The following is a 21,083-nucleotide window of genomic DNA, read 5'->3' as shown; positions in this document are numbered from 1 at the left end:
CCGCGCGACCCGGCGCCGCCGCCACGAGGCCCGACACCCCCTCCTCCGGCTCCGGCTCCGGCTCCGGCTCCGGCTCCACGCTCCCCCGGCGCCGTCGCGGCCAGACCTTCGCCGCCGCCCACCCCGGCGGCCTGCCGAACACCCCGGGCGCCGCCCAGGACGGCGGCGACCGTCCCGCGCCCTCGCCCCGACCCGCCGCGCACGGTGCGCGGTTCCACGCCTTCCGGCAGGCCGTCACGGGCCAGGCCGGTGAGAAGAGCACAACCCCCCGCGCGTCCGACTCGGCGACAGCCGAGGACAGGTAATCCCGCGACCCCCTCCCGCGAGCGCCGACACCCGAGGAATCCACCGATGACCCACGACCACAGTCGAATCGCCGAGCTGACATGGCTCCTGGAAGGCCTGCTGGAACGCACCCCGGGAGCGCGCCACGCGCTGGTGCTCTCCCGGGACGGTCTGAAGCTGTGCCACTCCCCCGAGCTCACCGTCGACCAGGCCGACCAGCTGGCCGCGATATCGGCGGGGATCCAGTCCCTCGCCCAGGGCGCCTCCGCCGAGTTCGGCAGCGGCGACGGCGGCGTACGGCAGTCGATGACGGAGTTCCACGGCGGCCTCCTGTTCATCGTGGAGGCCGGGGCCGGCGCCCACATCGCGGTCGTCGCCCAGGAGGACGCCGATCCCGGACTGGTCGGGCACACCATGCAGGAGCTGATCGAGCAGCTCGGCGAGCACCTGAGCACGCCGCCCCGGGAGGCGACCGGCGAGGCCGTGAAGGCCGCCTCGTCGTGAACCGACCGGGGACCGACGACCGGCCGGACCGGCTGTACACCCTCACCTCGGGGCGCAGCCGGCCCTCCCGGGAGGACCTGGACCTGGTGACGCTGATCGTCGCCGAGAGCGGACCGGCGGCCGGGCTGTCGTCGGAGCTGGCGGCGATCCTGCGTCTGTGCGTCCACCCCACCTCGGTGGTCGAGATCTCCGCCGAGCTCGGCCTGCCCGTGTCCATCACGAAGATCCTCGTCTCGGATCTTCTGGACGCGGGCCGGGCCACCGCCCGTCATCCGCGGTACACCGCCTCCGGCCGTCCGGAGCTGGACCCCGCCACACTGGAGAAGGTGCTCGTTGGACTCCGCGCTCTCTGAATCACGGCCCGTGCCCGACGGGCCGCGTGCTCCGCTCGGCGACCGGGCCAGCAACGGCCTCAAGATCGTCGTCGTGGGCGGCTTCGGTGTCGGCAAGACCACCATGGTCCGTTCGGTCAGCGAGATCCGTCCCCTCAACACCGAGGAGACGATGACGCGCGCCGGGGTCCCCACCGACGACACCAGCCACGTGCCGGAGAAGACGTCGACCACGGTCGCCTTCGACTTCGGGCGGATCACGCTGGACGAGGAGACCGTCCTCTACCTGTTCGGCGCTCCCGGGCAGGAACGTTTCTGGTTCCTGTGGGACCGGCTGTTCGCCGGCACCATCGGCGCGGTGGTCCTGGTCGACGACCGACGTCTCGACGAGTCCTGGTACGCGATCGACCGGCTGGAGCACCACGGCACGCCGTTCATCGTGGCCCGCAACGACTTCGGGGGTCTCCGGCACAGCCTGGACGACGTCCGGGAGGCGCTCGACCTGGACCCGCGCGTCCCCCTGATCGACTGCGACGCCCGGTCCCGGCACTCCAGCAAGCAGGTCCTGCTGACGCTGGCCGAGCACCTGCAGACCCTTCATGGGGCCCACGCCGCGGCCCCCGTCCGGTGAGGCCGAGATGAACACTTCAGCCCAGACCTCCGCGCAGGGCGGCGTCTGCCCCGTCGACCTGCTGGCGGACGAGCGTTTCCACACCGCGCCGCACGACCAGTACCGGGACATGCGGGCCCGGTACGGTCCGGTGGTGCCGGTGGAGTTCGCCGGCTTCCCCGCCTGGCTGGTGATCGGCTACCGGGAGCTGCACCAGGTCACCAGCGACCCGGAGCTCTTCCCGCGCGACGCAGGCCTGTGGAACCAGTGGCCGAACGTGCCCGCGGACTGGCCGCTGCGTCCGATGCTGGGCGAGCGCGTGCCGTGCGTGTACTTCACGGTGGGCGAGGAGCACCGGCGTCACACCCGGCTGGTCAACTCGGTGCTCGAGCAGACCGACGCCTTCGAACTCCGTCGTGAGACGGAGGAGTTGGCGGACCGGCTGATCGACGCGTTCTGCGGGCGCGGGAGCGCGGACCTGGTCGACGAGTTCGCCATGGCGCTGCCGATCCTCACGCTGGCCCGGCTCGCCGGGTTCCCCGACGAGGACGGTCCGCGCATCGCCCGCATCATCCAGCGGCTCTCCGACGCCGGCCCCGACGCCACGAAGGCGAACGACGAGTTCGGGGCGAGCATGCTGGACCTGCTGAACTCCAAGCGGCAGGAGCCGGGCCCGGACATCGCCTCGCGGATCCTCGGGTTCGACAACTCCCCGGACACGCCCTTCACCGAGGAGGAGATGGTCTGGGACCTGCGGGCCATCGTGGCCGCCGGGTACCTGCAGACCACCGACTGGATCGGCAACTCGATCCGGCTGATGCTCACCGACGTCCGCTTCGCGACCGCGCTGGGCGGGGCGCGGCACAGCATCGCGCAGGCCATGAACGAGGTGCTCTGGGAGGACACCCCGTCCCAGATGCTGCCCAACCGGTGGGCGGCCCGCGACACCACGCTGGGCGGGCGGGTGATCCGCGCCGGCGACCTGATCCTGCTGGGCTACGGCGGCGCCAACCTGGACCCGCACGTGCGCCAGGACCTGACGGCCGGCCGGACCGTGGTCGCGGCCGGCAACAGCGCCCATCTCTCCTTCAGCCACGGCGAGTACCGCTGCCCCTTCCCCGCCCAGGAGATCGCCGAAATCATCGCGCGGACCGGTATCGAGGTGCTCCTCGACCGGCTGCCCGACCTCGAGCTGACGGTCCCTGCCGAGTCCCTGGTACGCCGCCCCTCCCCGTTCATGCGGGGGTTCACGTCGCTGCCAGTGCGTTTCACCGCCGTCCGGACCGTTGGAGACTACTCATGAAGTGCCCTCACACCGGCGCCGTCGCCGCCGAGCCCTCCGCCGAACCTCTGGTGATCGACCCGATGGTGCGGGACCTGGACGGCGAGACCGCGCGTCTGGTCGCCTCCGGGCCCGTCGTGCCGATCGAGCTGCTGGGGGTGCCCGCCTGGTCCGTGACCCGGCACGCCGTGGCCCGTGACCTGCTGATGGACCCGCGCCTGGTCAAGGACCTGAACGCGTGGCGGCTGTGGCAGGAGGGGGTCGTCACCCGGGAGTGGCCGCTGATCACCATGATCGACGCGGGCCGGTCCATGTTCACCGTGGACGGCGCCGACCACCGCCGGCTGCGCACCAAGACGGCGCAGGCCCTCACGCCCCGGCGCATCGAGGCGGTACGCGAGGACATCGTCGCCTTCACCCACGAGCTGCTCGACGCCATGGAGGAGGCCGGCCGGGACGGCTCCCCGGTGGACATGAAGGCGGTGTTCGCCCAGCCGCTGCCCATGCAGGTGGTGTGCCTGCTGCTCGATGTCCCCCAGGAGAGCCAGCCCTGGCTGGCGGACGGGTACAAGCGCTTCTTCTCCATGCTCACCCCGCACGAGGAGCGGCTGGAGATCCTGGAGACCTTCGACCGGTGGTACCTCGAGCTCATCCGCGAGCGGAAGGCGAACCCGGGCGACGACCTGCTCAGCGCGCTGATCCACAGCGAGGAGGGCGGCGAGCCGCTGAGCGAGGACGAGGTCCTGGGCAACCTCAAGGCGCTGGTGGCGGCGGGCCACGAGACCACCATCGACCTGATCACCAGCGCGACCCGGGCCCTGCTGAACCACCCCGACCAGCTGGCGCTGGTGCTCGGGGGCAAGGTGTCGTGGGAGACGGTGATCGAGGAGACCCTGCGCTGGGACCCGGCCAACACCCACCTGCTGATGCGGTTCCCCACCGAGGACCTCGCCGTCGGCGACACGGTGATCCCCAAGGGCGACGGCGTGGTCATGTCGTACCGGGCGATCAACCGGGACCGCGAGCAGCACGGCGCCGACGCGGACGCCTTCGACCTCACCCGCGCGACGCCGATCCGTCACATGGCCTTCGGCCACGGTCCGCACATCTGCCCCGGGGCGGCGCTGTCCCGCCTGGAGGCGGCCATCGCCCTGCCGGCGCTGTTCGAGCGGTTCCCGCGGATGCGGGCGGCGCTGCCCGACGAGGAGATCCAGAACCTCCCCGTCATGACGCAGAACGACCTGGCCGCGTTCCCGGTGTTCATCGCCTGACGCCCGGTCCGTCGACGGAGCCCCGGCCCGCGGCCCTGCCGCCGAGGACCGGGGCTCCGGCGTGCAGGGCCTCCTCCCGGCCGGTGACCAGGGCGGCGAAACGGTGGGCCACCGTGCGCCAGACCTCGGCCGCGGCGGCCTCGTCCCGCTGGGCGCGGGCGAGCAGTTCGGCGTGGTCGAAGCCGTTGCGGGCGAGCCGCTCGGGGTTCCAGTGGGCGAGGCGGTCGGCGGCGATCTCCGGGTGGAACTGCACGCCCCAGGCGGACCGGCCGACCCGGAACGCCTGGTGCGGGCAGGTCTCGGAGCGGGCCAGCCAGACGGCGGCGGGCGGCAGGGCGGTGACCGCGTCCACGTGGTGCTCGATGGCGGTGACCCGCTCGGGCAGGCCGTGCAGCAGCGGATCGTCGGCGACCGCGCCCGGCAGCAGGGTGAGCGGCGTGCTGCCCGCCTCCGGTGTGCCGTGCTCGGCGCGCACCTCGCCTCCGGCCACCTGGGCGAGGAGCTGACCGCCCAGGCAGATGCCCAGGTAGGGCAGGCCGGTCTCCAGCGCCTCCCGGGCCAGGGCGCGGGTGGCCGGGAGCCAGGGCGCGCGGAGGTCGTCGTCGGGCATGAAGGGGCCGCCGAGGACCACCAGCGCGGCGTACCGGCCCTCCAGCGAGCGGGGCAGCGCCGCTCCGGTGTGGGCCTCGACCACCTCGCAGCCGAGTCCGGCCTCGCCCAGCCAGTCCCGGAGCCGGCCGGGGCCGCCGCCGGGGAAGTTCTGCACGACGAGGGCGGTGGGAGCGGGCATGCCAGGTCCTTTCGGTGCCGGGTGCGGCAGTCGGCGTCGGTGTCCCCCGATCCCTACCCCCGGCGGGGCCGGGTCAGTGCCGCCGTCGCCGAGGTCGCGCGCCGCGCCCGGCGGGGGCCGTGCGGATCGGTGCGGTGACGAAGCGGCGGACGGCTTCTTCCCTCCCGCCGGTGGGCGCTGCCAGGATGGCGGAGCCATCGGCGCGGGGTGGCGAACCCGAGGGGGAACCGTCATGGACGCATTCGAGAGGGAGAAGCTGCAGCAGGAGCGGCTGGTCGCGGCGTTGGAGGACGCCGGGGTCCGGTGGGAGCAGGTGGCCGACTGCGGCCCGTTGAGCGGCGGCACCTTCGGCGCCGTCTTCGGCGTGCGCACGACCGACGGCGAGCGGATCGTGGTGAAGCTGGCGCCCTCCTCCGACCGTCCCGTGCTGGAGTACGAGCGCGGCATCCTGGGGACCGAGGCCTGGTACCTGCGGACCGCCCGGGAGCGGACGGGCGTCCCGGTCGCCACGGTGCTGGCGGTGAGCGCGCAGGACGAGGGCCGGCCCGGCGACCACCTGGTCACCGGGTTCTGCCCGGGGAAGCCGTGGAACGAGCTGCAGCAGGAGGTCGGGCCCGAGGACCGGGACCATCTGCGCAGGGAACTCGGGGGGCACGTCGCCCGCATGCACGCCCTCGACGGCGCGGAGGGCTTCGGCTACCCGGCGCTCTCCCTGGGCCCCCTCCGGCCGAGCTGGCGGGAGACCTTCCTCGCGATGGTCGACTCGGTGCTCGAGGACGCGGCGCGCTTCGCCGTCACGCTGCCCCGGCCGGCGAAGGAGATCCGGGAGCTGATCACCGCCGAGTGCGGGTCGCTCGACGAGGTGACCGTGCCCCGGCTGGTGCACTGGGACCTGTGGGACGGCAACATCCTCGCCGACATCGCGCCGGAGGGCGGCCCTGGCGCCGGCCGGCCGCGGATCACCGCGTTGATCGACGCCGAGCGGGCCCTGTGGGCCGACCCGGTGGCCGAGTTCGTCTCCCTGGGCCTCTACCACGACATCACCCGGGACGAGCCGTTCTGGGAGGGCTACCGCGCCGCGGGCGGCTCCGTCACCTTCGACGCCGCCGCCCGCAACCGGATGGCCCTCTACCGCGCCCACCTGTACCTGATCATGTGGGTGGAGGCGGTCCCCCGGAAGTTCGACGCCGGGCACCTCGCCTGGCTGGAGCGGGACATCTACCAGCCGCTCGGCGAGATGCTCGACGCCTGGGCCGGGGGCCGGGGGCCGATGGAGCACGTGTGGCCTAGGGAATGAGCACCAGGCGGATGGGGTTGCCCTGCTTGGACTCCAGGCGCTCCACCGCCTTGGCCGCGTCCTCCAGCGGGAGCGCCCCGCTGACGGAGCGTGAGAAGTCCAGGCGCCCCAGCGCGTTCAGCCGCACCAGGTCCACCACGTGCCGCGGCTCCGAGCCGTAGTGCCCCAGGATCTGCTTGCGTCCGTACTGGAACAGCCCGTCGCTCTCCACGGTGAGCGGGCCGCCGCTGATGCCCACCAGCACCAGCCGGCCGCCCGCCCGCAGCGCCTCGAGCGCCTGGTCACGCACCGGGGCGACGCCGGCGAAGTCGAGGGCGACGTCCAAACCCGCTCCGCCGGTGGCGGCGGCGATCCTGGCGGCGAAGTCCGGGTCCTGCGGGTCCAGCGCGAGGTCCGCGCCGAACTCCAGGGCCCGTTCGCGGGCCGCCGCCACCGGGTCCACGGCGACGATCGGCGCCGCGCCCATGAACCGCAGCAGCTGCACGCCGTGCGCGCCGAGGCCGCCGACGCCCCAGACGCCGACCGCCTCGCCCGCCTTGACCTTCCCGGTCCACTCGACGGCGCCCCACGGGGTGGACACCGCGTCCGGGATGATCGCCGCCTGCTCGAAGGGCAGGGTGTCGGGGATCGGCACCAGCACCTCGGCGGGCGCCACCACGTACTCGGCCCAGCCGCCGTCGTAGTCGACGCCCATCGTCCACACCACGTCGCCGACCCGCTTGCCCGCGCCGACGATCACCCGCGCGCCCGGCCCGGTCCCGGTGACGCCCTCGCCGAGCAGGTCCACCTCGCCGGCCACCTCGTGCCCGAGGGTGACCTCGTCGCCCTGGAGCAGCATGGGGCGCAGCCGGCCGTCGACGAGGTGGACGTCGGAGAGGCACACGCCCGCGGCGCGCACCCGCACCCGCACCTCGCCGGGGCCGGGGTCCGGGACGGGCACCTCCTGGACGGCGAACGTCCTGGTCGTGAAGTTCATCCGGCCCGCCAGCATGGTGCGGCTCGTGCGGCTCATGACGTACGTCCCTTCCCGTTCCTGTCGGCCTCGGCGGCCCCGTCGGCCTGCTCCTCGTCACCTTCGTACACCCACGCGGGCAGCGGCTCGCGCCTGCCCCGCCAGTCGGCGGGCGCGTCGCCCACCCCGGTGCGGGCCGCGACGATGCCGCCCACGACGGCGCAGGTCGTGTCGACGTCGCCGAAGCCCGCCGCGGTGTGCCACAGTGCCTCGGTCAGGTCGTCGGCGTGCCGGGTCGCGGACCAGACGGCGAAGGGGACGGTGTCGGCGGCGGAGATCTTCTCCCCGCTGCCCAGGATCTCCGCGGCGTCGGCCGCTGAGGTGCCTGCGGGGAGCCGGGCGGCCTCGAGCAGTCCGTCGCGCACCGCGCCGTCCGGGGTCCGCTCCACCACCTCGGCCAGGAGCCGGGACGGCTCGGGGGCCGCCCCGCCCCGGCTCGCGGCGAACAGCGCCGCGGCCACCGCGACCGCGACCGCTCCGGCCACCGCCTCGGGGTGGGTGTGCGTCACCTCCGCCGACAGCACCGCCTGTTCGGCGGCCTCCTCGACGTCCTCGTGGAACCACGCGCCCAGCGGGGCGACCCGCATCGCCGCCCCGTTGCCCAGGCTGCCCAGGCCGTCGAACATGGCCCGCGCCTCGGCACGCCACCGGGTGGGCCTCTCGGCCAGCCGGGGCAGGAGCTGGTGCATGCCGTAGCCGTAGCCCCGGTACTGGTCGTCGAGGTAGATCACGCCGAACGCCTCGGCCAGCAGGTCCTGGTGGACGGCCCCGGTGCTCCGCACCACCCCGAACAGGGCGAGTGCCAGCGCCGTGTCGTCGGTCCAGCGCCAGGGGACGGGCCCCTCGGGCGTCCTGCGCTCGCGCAGGGCCGCCGCCGCCATGTGCTGCCCACCGTGGAAGCGCGGGAACCATCGCTCGCCGAAGGCGTCGCCGAGCGCCAGCCCTTCCAGCGAGTCGAGTGCGGGCGAACCGGCGGCCACGGGAGGGGAAGGAGGAGTGGTGGTCATGCCCGGCATGCTTCCACCCGTGGCGCCGGCCGGGAAAGGAATTACGCCTCCCGCACGCAGTGCAGGTACAGGTGCGGTTCCGGCTCCCCCTCCGGGTGGGCCGGGGTGAACAGCACGGACCGCTCCTCCAGGACGGTGAGTCCGGCCTGCCGGGCCAGGGCGGTGAAGCCGTCCGCCGCGAAGCTGCTCACCCGGACCGGGTGGCCCATGAACACGTGCGGGACGTCGTCCGCGTCCACCGGCACCGTCGCCAACACCACGGCTCCGCCCGGCCGCACCGCGCGGGCGGCCCGCGCCACCAGGGCCGTCTGTTCGTCACGGGTCATCTGCAGCAGGGAGAAGTACACCGTGACGGCGTCGAACGCCTCCTCCTCCAGCGGCGCCTCGCGGACGTCGGCGAGGCGGAACCGGGCGCCGGGGACCTGCCGGGAGGCGAGCTCCACCATCACCGGCGAGACGTCGAGACCCAGCACGTCGTGGCCCGCCGCGGCGAGGACCTCGGCGGTGGGCCGCCCGGTGCCGCTGCCCACGTCCAGGACCTTGCTGCCGGGCGCCAGCCGGCCGAGCAGCCAGTCCAGCGAGGCGCGGTGCGCCTCTGCTCCGGCGAAGGCCTTCTCGTAGTCGGCGCCCAGCGCGTCGAAGAGTGCTTCGGGGCGCGGGCGGGGAGTGCTTCCGTCGGCGTCGGTCATGGCGGCATCGTCGCACCGGCCCGACGGGAGGACAATGGTGCCGTGCCCACCTTGCTGATCGTCCATCACACGCCCTCGCCGAGCTGCCAGGCGATGTTCGAAGCGGTCGTCTCCGGGGCGACCGATCCGGAGATCGAGGACGTCAGGGTCGTCCGCCGGGCGGCGCTGGCGGCGACCGCCTCCGACGTCCTGGAGGCCGACGGCTACGTCCTCGGCACGCCCGCCAACCTCGGGTACATGTCGGGCGCGCTCAAGCACTTCTTCGACCAGGTCTACTACCCCTGCCTCGACGCCACCCGCGGCCGCCCGTTCGGTTACTACCTGCACGGGAACAACGACGTGACCGGCGCCGCGCGGGGCATCGAGTCGATCACCACCGGCCTGGGCTGGCGACGCGCGGCCGAGCCGGTGACCGTCACCGGGGAGCCGGGCAGGGCCGGGTCCAAGGCGTGCTGGGAGCTGGGCGCGACCGTCGCGGCGGGCCTGACGGTCTGATCCGGCCGCGGCGGACGCGCCCCGGTCAGCACGTCTCGTCGTGCAGGACCACGTCGAACTCGAACACCACCCGGGAGTCGCCGCCGAGCTGGTGGGCGGCGCAGATCTTCCACTGCTCGGGGTTCTCCACCGGCCGGCCCTCCCCGCTCGCGTCGGTGAAGCGGACGTCCGGGTCCCCCGGGAGCTGGTCCATGGCCCTGCGCGCGTTGCCGCCCTCGTACTGGTCGGACAGGTCGGCCAGGGTGCTGAGCACCTCGGGTGTGGCGGCGGCCGGGGAACCGGACGCCGCCGGGACCTCGGCGGCGGGCTCGGACGCGGCGCCGCACGCGGTGGTCCCGAGGAGGGTCAGGGCGAGCACGGCGGCCGAGCGGGCGACGGCGGTGCGGGGTGCTGTGGGGCGCATGGTCCCTCTCGGACGGCGGCCGGATCGGGCCGGAGAACGATGGTCTGCCGCCCCCGACCGGTGCGACGATCCGACCGGTCGAGCCGCGGAGATCGAACTCTACGCCCGGCGGTCCACCCTCGCCCCGGCGGGGCGCTGCCCGCACGGCGGAGTCAACTGCCTTGTCTGCAGGCAGGGATGACGAAACGTCACGATTGCGGGTCCGCCCCCCGGCCTTCCCGCGCCGCCGGCCGGCCGGCGGCGTCCGCCAGCTCCTGCTCCAGCCAGGTGCGGCCGCGGGTGCGCGGGGCGAGGCGGGTGCCGTCGAGGAGGGCGGTGAGGCGGTCGGCCTCGGTGCTCACCGCGGCGCGTGCCTCGGCGCCGACGTCCTCCAGGAAGCGGTGGACGACCCGGCCGTCCTCGTCGGTGGTCCACCCGCCGACGACACGGCCGTTCCACCACACGGACGGTCCGCCGTTGCCGACACGGTCGAACAGCTTGGGGCCGTGCGGACCGAGGAACCACTCACGGCGCTGCCAGCCCATGGGCGTGGGGTCGAGCGCGGGCAACAGGGCCGCCCAGGGTTCGGGTTCCGGCACGTCCTCCTGGTCGTCGGCGAGCAGCAGCCCCGGGGAGCCGTCGAGGTCCACCTCCACCAGGTCCAGGCCGGCCAGCGCCCGCCGGGTGCGCGTGCGCGTCCAGCCGGTCCACCACTGGAGGTCCTCGGCGGGGGCGGGACCGAAGGACCGCAGGTACAGCCGGGCGAGTTCCCTCTCGGCCTCCGCCTCGGGGATCTCGGCGAGCCCCTGCGGACACCACCGCGTCAGCGGGGACCAGCGGTACTGGTGGGAGGTCCACGATCCGCGCGGTCTGCCGCGCACCGCCCGGCCCTCGGCGGCCAGCAGGAGCAGCAGCCGGGCGGCGACGCTCTGCCGGGACTCGTTGCGGCTGCCGCGGCCGAGCACCACCCGCTCGGCCAGCCGCGGGTCGTCCGCGGCGAGTTCGGTCGCCGTGGCCTCGCCGCGCTTGTCCAGCGAGGCGAGCGCCGCCTCCTCGGCGCCGGTCAGCCAGCGGGCGGCGCCGGGTTCCGTGCCGTCGGGGATGCCGGACTCGGCGAGCATCTTGACGAGCTTGCGGCGTTCCCTCGCCGCGACCTCCACGGAGCTGGCGCTCTGCAGGACCGCGGCCAGGTCGAGGGTGGTGACGAAGACGGTGCGGCGCATCGCCAGCAGCCGGATCAGCGTCCGCTCCTCGTAGAGCGCCCGTTCCACCTCGGCGACGCCGCAGCCGGTGGTCCGCACCCAGCAGGAGAGATGCACCGACGTCGGGTCGGTGCCGTGCAGCGCCACCATGGCGCGGGCGGCCTCCGCCGGATCCGTGGCCCGGTCGGCGGGTGTCAGCAGGTGTCGCCGCCCCAGCCGGGCCCGGCGCTGCTCCACACCGATGGTTCGCATGCGCCGTCTTCCTCCTGGCGAGCCGCCGCGCGTCCGTGCGGCGCGCAGGGCCCTTCGGCTGGTGGTGACCGGTGGTGCCAAAAACAGAAAGGCAAGGAGAGCGCTCTCCTTGCCATGCTCAACGTATAGCGCACCGGGGGGCTTGCCGCAAGACCCCGGTCAGGCCCCAGAATCCGTGGTCCGATCAACGACCGCCGTGCGGAACAGGGCGGTCCTGGAGGTGTCGCAGTGACCGAGCAGTACGTGCTGGACCTACGAGCCGTGGACGCGGCGCGGGCGACGGCCGTCGGTGGGAAGGGCGCGCACCTGGGCGTGCTGTCGCGGATGGAGGGTGTCCGGGTGCCGGACGGTTTCTGCGTGACGACGGGCGCCTTCCGGCGGGCCGTGGAGCGGGAGCCGTCGATCGGCGAGCGGATCGACCGGCTCTCCTCCGTCGCCCCGGACGACCGGGTCACGTCGGCGGCCCTGGCCGCGGAGATCCGCGGGGCCGTCGAGGAGGCGGGCGTCCCGGACGACGTCGCGGCAGAGATCACGCGCGCGCTCGCCCGGCACGGCGAGGGGGCCGCCTACGCCGTGCGGTCCAGCGCGACGGCCGAGGACCTGCCGACGGCCTCCTTCGCGGGCCAGCAGGACACCTACCTGAACGTCCTCGGCCCGGCCGAGGTCCTGCGGCACGTCGGCCGGTGCTGGGCCTCGCTGTTCACCGAGCGGGCAGTGGCCTACCGGCAGCGCAACGGCATCGACCACCGCGCGGTCGACATGGCGGTGGTCGTGCAGCGGATGGTCGTCCCGGAGGCCTCCGGTGTTCTGTTCACGGCCGACCCCGTCTCCGGGAACCGCAAGGTCTCCACTGTGGAGGCGGTCCTGGGCCTGGGCGAGGCCCTGGTCTCCGGCCTGGTCGACCCGGACGCCTTCACGGTGCGCGGCGGCCGGATCGTCGCGAGGGCGGTCGGCGGCAAGCGGCGGGAGGTGCGCGCCCTGGCGGACGGCGGGACCCGGGAGGTGGCGGCCGACCCGCGGCGGCGGGCGGGCCCGTCGCTGACGGACGCGCAGGTGGTGCGCCTGGTCGAGCTCGGACGCCGGATCGAGGCGGGCTTCGGATGCCCGCAGGACATCGAATGGTGTCTGGCGGAGGGCGAGTTCGCGATCGTGCAGAGCCGGCCGATCACCACGCTCTTCCCGGTCCCCGAGGCCGGTGACGACGAGAACCACGTCTACGTCTCGGTCGGCCACGGCCAGATGATGACCGACCCCATGAAGGCCCTGGGGCATTCGATGTGGCGGCTGACGGCGCTGGTGCCGATGCACGAGGCCGGGGGGAGGCTGTTCGTCGACGTCACCGCGCGGCTGGCACAGCCCGCGAGCCGTGCCGCGCTGCTGGACGCCATGGGCAAGGGCGATCCGCTGGTCAGGGACGCCCTGGAGACCGTCCTGGAGCGGGACGACTTCGTCCCCTCGCTGCCGGACGAGGCGCCGGCGGGACCGCCGGCCGGCGCCGCGCCCACGCCCGTCGCGCCCGATCCCGCCGTCGTCACGGAACTGGTCGAGCGCAGCCGGGCCTCCCTCGCGGCCCTGGAACGCGACCTGGCGTCGAGGACCGGGACGGCCCTGTTCGACTTCCTGCTGGAGACGTTCGAGGAGCACCGGCGGGTGGTCGGCGATCCGCTGAGCCATCAGGCGCTGATGGCGGGCATGGGGGCCACCTGGTGGCTCGACGAGAAACTGGCGGAATGGCTGGGTGAGAAGAACGCGGCCGACACGCTGACCCTGTCGGCCCCGGGCAACATCACCTCGGAGATGGGGCTGGCACTGCTCGACGTCGCGGACGCGATCCGCCCGCACCCCGAGGTAGTGGCGTTCCTCCAGGCCGTCGAGGACGACGGCTTCCTGCCGGAACTGGAGAAGCTCCCCGGCGGGAGGGAGGCGCGCGAGGCCCTGGAGAGCTATCTCGACCGGTACGGCATGCGCTGCGTCGGGGAGATCGACATCACCAGGCCGCGGTGGCGCGAGCGTCCCGCCGCGCTGGTGCCGGCGATCCTCGACAACATCAGGAACTTCGGGCCCGGCGCCGCAGCCCGGCGTTTCGAGGAAGGGCGGCTGGCGGCCCGGCGGAAGGAACGGGAGGTCCTGGCGCGGCTGCGGGCGCAGCCCGACGGGGACCGCAGGGCCGAGGAGACGGAGCGGATGATCGGCCAGGTCAGGACCTTCATCGGGTACCGGGAGTATCCGAAGTACGACATCGTCTGCCGCTACTTCCTCTACAAGCGGGCCCTGCTGGCGGAGGCGGTGCGGCTGGCCCGCGCGGGTGTGGTCGAGGACCCGGAGGACGTCTTCCACCTGACCTTCCAGGAGTTCCACGAAGCCGTGCGGACCCGCCGGGTGGAGGAGGGGCTCGTCCGGCGGCGCGCGGAGGAGTTCCGCTCGTACCACGCGCTGACGCCGCCCCGGGTGCTCACCTCCGACGGGGAGGCCCTCACCGGGGCGTACCGGCGCGACGACGTGCCGGCCGGCGCCCTGGTGGGCCTGCCGGTGTCCGCCGGGACGGTGGAGGGACGGGCGCGCGTGGTCCTGGATCTGGCGGACGCCGATCTCGGTGCGGGCGACATCCTGGTCACCCCCTTCACCGACCCCAGCTGGTCGCCCCTGTTCGTGGGGATCGCGGGCCTGGTGACGGAGGTGGGCGGCCGGATGACCCACGGCGCGGTGATCGCCCGGGAGTACGGGCTGCCGGCCGTGGTGGCGGTGGAGGGGGCCACCCGCCTGATCCGTGACGGACAGCGCATCCGCGTCCACGGGACCGAGGGGTACGTCGAGCTGCTGCCCTGACGCGAGGCCCCGGGGAGGAGGGGCGACGGGTTGCCGACACCAGTGTCGAGAAGAGCGTCTATGATGCTGACACTGCTGTCGTCAAGTTCCGGCAAAGCGCTGTGCGCCTGCCGTGGACCGACGCTGCCCGTCGCCTCCTGCTCCGTGGAGATCCCCGTGTTCCTCGCCCTACGCGATCTGCGCTTCGCCCGCGGTCGTTTCGCCCTGATGGGGGCTGTGGTCGCCCTCATCGCCGTGCTCGGCGTCCTGCTGTCCGGACTGGCCTCCGGGCTGGCCGACGCCGGCATCTCCGGACTGCGCGCCCTGCCCGTGACCCACCTGGCCTTCGACGAGAAGGCGACCAGTGAGCAGTTCTCCCGTTCGACCGTGGAGGCCGAGGACTGGGGGTCCTGGTCGGCCGCCCCCGGGGTGGAACGGGCGGAGCCGTTCGGCAACACCCTCGTCAACGCCCAGGTCACCGTGGGTGCGGAGAAGGGTGAACAGGTCAACCTCGCGGTGTTCGGCATCACGCCGGACTCGGCCATGGCGCCGGAGCCCACCGTGGGCAGGTCCTTCGCGGACGGCGGTGGCGGCATCGTCATCACCCAGGAGATCGCCGACCTGGGCGTGCGGATCGGTGACGTGCTCACCGCGGACCGCAGCGAGGTCCGCCTGGAGGTCGTGGGGCTGGTCGACGAGCCGGTGTCCTACGGCCACATCGGCGTCGTCTACGCCGATCTGGACACCTGGCGGCACCTGCACTACGGCCTGCCCGGGGAGCTCCCCGAGGCGGCCGCCCGGCAGGCCACCGCCGTGGCGCTGACGCTGGCCCCGGGCGCCGACGTGAGCGAGGTGGAGCAGGCCACCGGGACCCGCGCCGACACCAAGGAGAAGGCCTTCGACGCCTCTCCCGGATACGCGGCCGAGTCGAGCACCATGGCCCTGATCAAGGGCTTCCTGTACGCCATCTCGGCCCTGGTGATCGGGGCGTTCTTCACCGTGTGGACGGTGCAGCGCAAGGCGGAGATCGCCCTGCTGAAGGCGCTCGGCGCGCCCACGCGCTACATCCTGCGCGACGCCCTCGCCCAGGTCGTCGTCGTCCTGGTGGCCGCCACCGCGGCGGGCACGGCCGTGGGACTGGCCCTGGGCAGCGCGATGACCGGCAAGGCCCCCTTCTCGCTCTCCGCCTCCGCCGTCGCCACCTCCGCCGCCCTGCTGATCGTCCTCGGCGCCGCGGGCGCCGCCGCTGCCGTGGGCTCCGCCGGGGCCGCCGCCGCGGTGGCCCACCTGGCCGGCGAGGTGCCCGCCCAGAAGACGGGCAGCGGCGACGGCGACGACGACCCGCGCCGCGCGGAACAGCTGGCCCGCCAGCGCGCGGCCGTCGAGACCGCCCGCCGCCGCAAGGAACGCGACGCCGACGCCCCGCGCGCCGGACTGCGCCGCTCCGTCCTCGCCGAGGTCGCGGTGGCCGTCGTCGTCCTGGCCGTGACCACCGCGCTCACCGGGGCCGAGCCCGGCCGCACCGAGCAGCAGGCACGGGCAGCGGCCTCCTCGCTCAAGGCAGCCACGGGAACCGTCTCCGTCGAGGTGCCCTTCGACACCGGCGGCAAGGACGGCGACGGCGTGGTGCGGCTGGAGTTCGTCCCGGCTCAGGTCGGGGAGAACATCGTGCACGTCTACGCCGAGCACTCCTACGGCGCTCCGTACGACCTCCCCGAGCTCAAGGTGGCGCTCACCCTGGAGGACAAGAACGTCGGCCCGCTGCCGGTGTTCCCCAAGCACATCTCGTCCGGCCACTGGTCCGCCGCAGGTGTCCAGATCCCCATGGCGGGCGACTGGAAGGTGTCGGTCACCGTGCGGACCTCCGACATCGACCAGGTGACCGTCGACAAGAACGTGAAGATCGGCTGACGACCAGATGCACGACCCCCGCTCCGACCACCGTTCCGACCTGCTGCCCGGCCCGCGATCCGGGCCCACCACCGGCGGCACGGACCCCGGTGACGGCACCGCCGAGCAGCCTCCCGGCGCACTCTCGCGCCGGCGGCTGCTCGGCACCGCCGGCACCACCGGCCTGGTGCTGGGCGCCGGCGGCGTGGCCGCCGGCTACACGGCCGGGCACGCGACGGCTCCGGAGACTCCCGACGTCGCTCCCCTGACCGCCCTCGGCGCGAACCGGGCGCAGTTTCACGTGAAACATCAGCCGGGCATCCTCCAGCCCGCGCAGGCGCACGGTCACCTGATCGCCTTCGACCTCACCCCGGGCGCGGGCCGTCGGGAGGCCGCCGCACTGCTCCGCCGCTGGTCCGAGGTGGCCGAACAGCTGATGGCCGGACGGCCCGCGCCGCACGGGGACACCGCGGTGTCCCGGGACGCGGGCCCCTCGGGCCTGACCGTCACCTTCGGTTTCGGCCACAGCTTCTTCGGCCGGACCGGTCTGGAGAAGCAGCGCCCGACCGCCCTGGACCCGCTGCCCGCGTTCTCGAGCGACCGCCTGGACAAGGCCCGCAGCAACGGGGACCTGTGGGTCCAGGTCGGCGCGGACGACGGCCCGGTGGCGTTCCACGCCCTGCGGGTCCTGCAGAAGGAGGCCGGCCAGGCGGCCCGGGTCCGCTGGCACATGAGCGGCTTCAACCGGTCACCCGGCGCCACCGCGCGTCCCGCGACCGCGCGCAATCTGATGGGTCAGGTGGACGGCACCAACAACCCGAAGCCTGCCGACGCCGACTTCGACCAGCGGATCTTCGTTCCCGCCCAGGGCGAGCCCGCATGGATGGCACACGGTTCCTACGCCGTGGTGCGCCGCATCCGCATGCTGCTGGACGACTGGGAGCGGCTCCCCCTGCGTGACCAGGAAGCGGTGATCGGCCGTCGCAAGGCGGACGGCGCCCCACTCAGCGGAGGCGACGAGACCACGGAGATGGACCTGGAGAAGCAGGACGCCTCCGGTAGTCCGGTCGTGCCGTTGAACGCCCACGCCCGGATCACCCGTCCTGACCAGAACGGTGGGGCCGCGATGCTGCGGAGGCCGTTCTCCTTCCACGACGGCTTCGCCGAGGACGGCGCCCCCGACGCCGGTCTGCTCTTCATCAGCTGGCAGGCCGATCCCCTGCGCGGCTTCGTGCCGGTGCAGCGCAAGCTGGACCGCGGGGACGCGCTGTCCGCCTTCATCCGTCACGAGGCCAGCGGTCTCTTCGCGGTGCCGGGCGGGGCGGCCGCGGGGGAGTACGTGGGGCAACCGTTGCTGGAGGGCTGACGGCGGGGTCCGGAATCCGGACCGGCCCTGGCGCGGCCCGCTCGAGGACTACTGTGGGTCGCATGCCCGCGACGTACGCCTATCTCGGCCCCGAAGGCACCTTCACCGAAGTCGCCCTGCGCACCCTGCCCGAGACCGCCACCCGGGAGCTCCTCCCGATGCTCTCCGTGCCGGCCGCGCTGGACGCCGTACGCGCCGGGGAGGCGGAGGCGGCGTTCGTGCCGATCGAGAACTCCGTCGAGGGCGGGATCACCACCACTCTGGACGAGCTGGTCTCGGGCGAGCCGCTGATGATCTACCGCGAGGTGCTCCTCTCGATCACCTTCGCGTTGCTGGTCCGGCCGGGCACCCGGCTAGAGGACGTCAAGACGGTGACCGCGCATCCCGCCGCGCAGGCGCAGGTCAGGAACTGGATGAAGGCGCACCTCCCGGACGCGCTCTGGGAGTCCGCCGCCTCCAACGCCGACGGCGCCCGGCTGGTGCAGGAGGGCCGGTACGACGCGGCCTTCGCCGGTGAGTTCGCCGCGGCCCGTTACGGCCTGGTCCCGCTGGAGACGAACATCCACGACGCGGACAACGCGCAGACCCGTTTCATCCTGGTCGGCCGCCCCGCACGGCCGGCCGCACCCACCGGTGCGGACAAGACCTCGGTGGTGATCTGGCAGCGTGACGACCACCCGGGTGGGCTGCGCGATCTCCTGGGTGAGTTCGCCGTCCGGGGTGTCAACCTGATGCTGCTGCAGTCCCGCCCCACCGGTGAGGGAATCGGCAACTACTGCTTCGCCGTCGACGCGGAGGGCCATATCTCCGAGCGACGGGTCGCGGAAAGCCTGATGGGGCTCAAGCGGTCCTGCCTCAAGGTGCGCTATCTGGGTTCCTATCCGCGCGCCGACGTCACCGACATCACCACCGACGCGCTGCGGAGGCCGCTGTCCGGCACCACCGACGCCGAGTTCGTCGCGGCGGCGGAGTGGGTGGCCCGGTGCCAGGACGGCCGTTTCCCGGACTGACGCGAGTTATCCACAGGCCCTGTCCACAGGCGGACCGGGAGGCTGGTGCATGAGTTGGGGACAAGTCGATGTCAATACGGGTTGCCGTCGACAAATCGCTCTTCCGGGATCTTCCGGTGAGAGTTACGGGCAACCTTCCCTCATTCACCCTTTTCCGTGGAATCTCTCATCGACCTCCCCTCTTTTCACTCGAAAGTGGCTGCATTACTCCTCCTGAGGCCCCATTCGCAGGGGAACGGGCCCTCCCGACCCTCATTCGGAGCCCACAGCTCCGTTGTCCACAGATTGGGCGGAAAGCCTGTGGATAACCCTTGTCCGAGGCTGTGCATTTCTGTGGACAACCTGACGCTCCGCCGCCGTCCGGACACCGGTGAATACTGGGTCGTGACCGCCGCGCGGGCACCGGTAGCCTGGTCCCGTGATTGACCTTCGCCTGCTCCGTGAGGACCCTGACCGTGTGCGCGCCTCGCAGCGCGCCCGTGGAGAGGACGTCGCGCTCGTCGACGCCCTGCTCTCCGCCGACGAGCGGCGCAGGTCGTCCGGCGTCCGCTTCGACGAACTGCGCAACGAGCAGAAGTCGCTCGGCAAGCTCATCGGCAAGGCGTCCGGCGAGGAGAAGGCCGAACTCCTGAAGCGCGCCGGCACGCTCGCCGCCGACGTGAAGGCCGCCGACGCCCAGCGCGACGAGGCCGCCGAGGAGACCCAGCGCCTCCTGCTCCAGCTGGGCAACCTGGTGCACCCCGAGGTCCCGGTCGGCGGCGAGGAGGACTTCGTCACCCGCGAGACCCACGGCTCGATCCGCGACTTCGCGGCCGAGGGCTTCGAGCCCCGTGACCACCTGGAGCTCGGCCGTCTGCTGGGCGCCATCGACGTGGAGCGCGGTGCCAAGGTCTCCGGTTCGCGGTTCTACTTCCTCACCGGTGTCGGCGCCCTGCTGGAGCTGGCCCTGGTCAACGCCGCGATGGCCCAGGCCACCGCGGCCGGCTTCACCCCGATGCTGACCCCGGCGCTGGTGCGTCCGCAGTCGATGGCCGGCACCGGCTACCTCAGCCAGGGCTCCGGCCAGGACGTCTACCACCTGGCGGAGGACGACCTGTACCTGGTCGGCACCTCCGAGGTGGCGCTCGCGGCGTACCACATGGACGAGATCCTGGACGCCGACCGTCTCCCGCTGCGCTACGCCGGGTTCTCGCCCTGCTTCCGCCGCGAGGCCGGTTCGCACGGCAAGGACACCCGCGGCATCTTCCGCGTCCACCAGTTCGACAAGGTGGAGATGTTCTCCTACGTCGCCCCGGAGGACTCGCAGGCCGAGCACCAGCGCCTGCTGGAGTGGGAGAAGCAGTGGCTGACCTCGCTCGAGCTGCCGTTCCGGGTGATCGACGTCGCCACCGGTGACCTCGGCTCCTCCGCCGCCCGCAAGTTCGACTGCGAGGCGTGGATCCCGACCCAGGGCAAGTACCGCGAGCTGACCTCGACCTCGGACTGCACCGAGTTCCAGGCCCGCCGCCTGCAGGTCCGTCTGCGCGACGAGCGGGGCACCCGCCCGCTGGCCACGCTCAACGGCACGCTCTGCGCGGTGCCGCGCACCATCGTCGCCCTCCTGGAGAACCACCAGCAGGCGGACGGCTCGGTGCGCGTGCCCGAGGTCCTGCGCCCCTACCTCGGAGGCCGTGAGGTCTTCGAGCCGGTGGCCAAGTGACGCCTCCGCCGTCGTCCTTCCCCTACCGGCTGATCGCGACCGACCTCGACGGGACGCTGCTGCGCTCCGACGACACGATCTCGGGGCGCACCCGTGACGCGCTCGCCGCGGCCACCGCGGCGGGCGCGGCCCACATCGTGGTGACGGGCCGCGGTGTGCCGTGGACCCGTCACGTGCTCGACGACCTCGGGTACCGGGGCATCGCCGTGTGCAGCCAGGGCGGTCAGGTCTACGACGCGGGTGCGGGCCGACTGCTGACCTCGGTCACGCTGGACCGCCGGATCGCCGAGCTGGCGCTCGCCAAGATCGAGGCGGAGACGGGGCCACTGTTCGTCGCGGCCGCCCGGGACGGACTCGACGGGAACGTCCTGGTCTCCCCCGGCTACCGGTCGGTGGGCCACCTGCCGGCCGAGCCGCTCACCGATCCCGCCGACCTGTGGGCGGCGCCGCTGAGCAAGCTGTACATCCAGCACCCGACCATGGGCGACGACGAGCTCACCGAGACGGCCCAGCGGGTCGCCGGCGGGTTCGTCACCGTGGTGATGGCCGGCGCGGGCATCGTGGAGCTGCTGCCGCTGGGCCTGAGCAAGGCGACCGGGCTGTCGCTGGCCGCCCGTCGGCTGGGTGTGAAGGCCGCCGAGACCATCGCGTTCGGCGACATGCCCAACGACATACCGATGTTCCGGTGGGCGTCCTGGGGCGTGGCCATGGCCGACGCCCACGACGAGGTCAAGGCGGTCGCGGACGAGGTCACCACGTCCAACGACGCGGACGGCATCGCGGTCGTCCTGGAGCGCCTCCTCGCCCCCTGACCCAGCGCCGCCCTCGCGACGGTCACGCCGCGTCGGGCACCTCCGGCAGGGGTCGGGCACCGTCGGCGGGGGTGGGGAAGTGGTCCCGGGT

General features: G+C 73.3%; 19 protein-coding genes and 1 pseudogene. 14 read left to right on the top strand and 6 right to left on the bottom strand.

Annotation, left to right across the window (positions count from 1 at the left end):
• From ACOV8S_RS07860 to ACOV8S_RS07835, 6 genes and pseudogenes are all read left to right on the top strand, one after another.
• Positions 1–305 (top strand): annotated as a pseudogene (locus tag ACOV8S_RS07860) (hypothetical protein); the annotation flags it as partial.
• A gap of 46 nt (positions 306–351) precedes the next feature.
• Complete coding sequence (locus ACOV8S_RS07855) at positions 352–789, top strand: roadblock/LC7 domain-containing protein (RefSeq protein ID WP_351117555.1); 438 nt, start codon at positions 352–354, stop codon at positions 787–789.
• Positions 786–1,142, top strand: a complete 357-nt coding sequence (locus tag ACOV8S_RS07850) for a DUF742 domain-containing protein (RefSeq protein WP_351117554.1) — start codon at positions 786–788, stop codon at positions 1,140–1,142. Before ACOV8S_RS07855 ends, ACOV8S_RS07850 begins: the two co-directional genes overlap by 4 nt.
• Positions 1,123–1,752 carry a GTP-binding protein gene (locus ACOV8S_RS07845; RefSeq protein WP_448316930.1) on the top strand — a complete coding sequence of 210 codons (630 nt, stop codon included), beginning with the start codon at positions 1,123–1,125 and terminating at the stop codon, positions 1,750–1,752. Before ACOV8S_RS07850 ends, ACOV8S_RS07845 begins: the two co-directional genes overlap by 20 nt.
• 7 nt (positions 1,753–1,759) lie before the next feature.
• Positions 1,760–3,034 carry a cytochrome P450 gene (locus ACOV8S_RS07840; RefSeq protein ID WP_448316929.1) on the top strand — a complete coding sequence of 425 codons (1,275 nt, stop codon included), beginning with the start codon at positions 1,760–1,762 and terminating at the stop codon, positions 3,032–3,034.
• Complete coding sequence (locus ACOV8S_RS07835) at positions 3,031–4,284, top strand: cytochrome P450 family protein (protein ID WP_448316928.1); 1,254 nt, start codon at positions 3,031–3,033, stop codon at positions 4,282–4,284. Before ACOV8S_RS07840 ends, ACOV8S_RS07835 begins: the two co-directional genes overlap by 4 nt.
• Here ACOV8S_RS07835 and ACOV8S_RS07830 read toward each other — a convergent pair.
• On the bottom strand, positions 4,274–5,074 hold the full coding sequence (locus ACOV8S_RS07830; RefSeq protein WP_448316927.1) for a type 1 glutamine amidotransferase: 801 nt from the start codon (positions 5,072–5,074) through the stop codon (positions 4,274–4,276). The two genes, ACOV8S_RS07835 and ACOV8S_RS07830, sit on opposite strands and share 11 nt — an antisense overlap.
• A 232-nt stretch (positions 5,075–5,306) precedes the next feature.
• Here ACOV8S_RS07830 and ACOV8S_RS07825 point away from each other — a divergent pair, with 232 nt between their 5' ends.
• Entirely contained in the window at positions 5,307–6,371 is a 1,065-nt protein-coding gene (locus tag ACOV8S_RS07825) for a phosphotransferase family protein (RefSeq protein ID WP_448316926.1), read from the top strand.
• Here the strand turns inward: ACOV8S_RS07825 and ACOV8S_RS07820 are convergent.
• The 3 genes from ACOV8S_RS07820 to ACOV8S_RS07810 are packed head-to-tail and all read right to left on the bottom strand — an operon-like array spanning position 6,361 to position 9,079.
• Positions 6,361–7,383, bottom strand: coding sequence for a zinc-binding dehydrogenase (locus tag ACOV8S_RS07820; RefSeq protein ID WP_448316925.1), 1,023 nt, complete (start codon positions 7,381–7,383; stop codon positions 6,361–6,363). The two genes, ACOV8S_RS07825 and ACOV8S_RS07820, sit on opposite strands and share 11 nt — an antisense overlap.
• The gene (locus ACOV8S_RS07815) at positions 7,380–8,390 is read right to left on the bottom strand and encodes an ADP-ribosylglycohydrolase family protein (protein ID WP_448316924.1); all 1,011 of its coding nucleotides are present in this window, start codon (positions 8,388–8,390) and stop codon (positions 7,380–7,382) included. The genes ACOV8S_RS07820 and ACOV8S_RS07815 overlap by 4 nt, the downstream gene beginning before the upstream one ends.
• A 41-nt stretch (positions 8,391–8,431) precedes the next feature.
• The gene (locus tag ACOV8S_RS07810; protein WP_448316923.1) at positions 8,432–9,079 is read right to left on the bottom strand and encodes a class I SAM-dependent methyltransferase; all 648 of its coding nucleotides are present in this window, start codon (positions 9,077–9,079) and stop codon (positions 8,432–8,434) included.
• 42 nt (positions 9,080–9,121) lie between these two features.
• Here ACOV8S_RS07810 and ACOV8S_RS07805 point away from each other — a divergent pair, with 42 nt between their 5' ends.
• Positions 9,122–9,574 carry a flavodoxin family protein gene (locus ACOV8S_RS07805; protein WP_448316922.1) on the top strand — a complete coding sequence of 151 codons (453 nt, stop codon included), beginning with the start codon at positions 9,122–9,124 and terminating at the stop codon, positions 9,572–9,574.
• A gap of 25 nt (positions 9,575–9,599) precedes the next feature.
• Here the strand turns inward: ACOV8S_RS07805 and ACOV8S_RS07800 are convergent, their stop codons facing one another.
• Both ACOV8S_RS07800 and ACOV8S_RS07795 read right to left on the bottom strand, forming a co-directional pair.
• Positions 9,600–9,977: a hypothetical protein gene (locus ACOV8S_RS07800; RefSeq protein ID WP_448316921.1), complete on the bottom strand. Its 378-nt coding sequence runs from the start codon at positions 9,975–9,977 to the stop codon at positions 9,600–9,602.
• 188 nt (positions 9,978–10,165) lie between these two features.
• On the bottom strand, positions 10,166–11,410 hold the full coding sequence (locus tag ACOV8S_RS07795) for a winged helix DNA-binding domain-containing protein (RefSeq protein ID WP_448316920.1): 1,245 nt from the start codon (positions 11,408–11,410) through the stop codon (positions 10,166–10,168).
• A gap of 228 nt (positions 11,411–11,638) precedes the next feature.
• Here ACOV8S_RS07795 and rph point away from each other — a divergent pair, with 228 nt between their 5' ends.
• The 6 genes from rph (at position 11,639) to ACOV8S_RS07765 (ending at position 20,992) form a co-directional block, all read left to right on the top strand.
• Positions 11,639–14,236, top strand: coding sequence for a rifamycin-inactivating phosphotransferase (rph, locus tag ACOV8S_RS07790; protein ID WP_448316919.1), 2,598 nt, complete (start codon positions 11,639–11,641; stop codon positions 14,234–14,236).
• Between the two features lie 60 nt (positions 14,237–14,296).
• Positions 14,297–16,126 carry an ABC transporter permease gene (locus ACOV8S_RS07785; RefSeq protein ID WP_448316918.1) on the top strand — a complete coding sequence of 610 codons (1,830 nt, stop codon included), beginning with the start codon at positions 14,297–14,299 and terminating at the stop codon, positions 16,124–16,126.
• Between the two features lie 7 nt (positions 16,127–16,133).
• Positions 16,134–17,471, top strand: coding sequence for an iron uptake transporter deferrochelatase/peroxidase subunit (gene efeB, locus ACOV8S_RS07780; protein ID WP_448316917.1), 1,338 nt, complete (start codon positions 16,134–16,136; stop codon positions 17,469–17,471).
• 62 nt (positions 17,472–17,533) lie between these two features.
• On the top strand, positions 17,534–18,481 hold the full coding sequence (pheA, locus tag ACOV8S_RS07775) for a prephenate dehydratase (protein WP_448316916.1): 948 nt from the start codon (positions 17,534–17,536) through the stop codon (positions 18,479–18,481).
• 418 nt (positions 18,482–18,899) lie between these two features.
• Positions 18,900–20,180: a serine--tRNA ligase gene (serS, locus tag ACOV8S_RS07770; protein WP_448316914.1), complete on the top strand. Its 1,281-nt coding sequence runs from the start codon at positions 18,900–18,902 to the stop codon at positions 20,178–20,180.
• Positions 20,177–20,992 carry an HAD family hydrolase gene (locus ACOV8S_RS07765; RefSeq protein WP_448316913.1) on the top strand — a complete coding sequence of 272 codons (816 nt, stop codon included), beginning with the start codon at positions 20,177–20,179 and terminating at the stop codon, positions 20,990–20,992. The genes serS and ACOV8S_RS07765 overlap by 4 nt, the downstream gene beginning before the upstream one ends.
• Positions 20,993–21,083 lie beyond the last annotated feature (91 nt).

Source organism: Streptomyces sp. CO7 (assembly GCF_053474865.1).
Note: the sequence above shows the minus strand (reverse complement) of the source record. Positions and strands in the feature narration are given on the sequence as shown.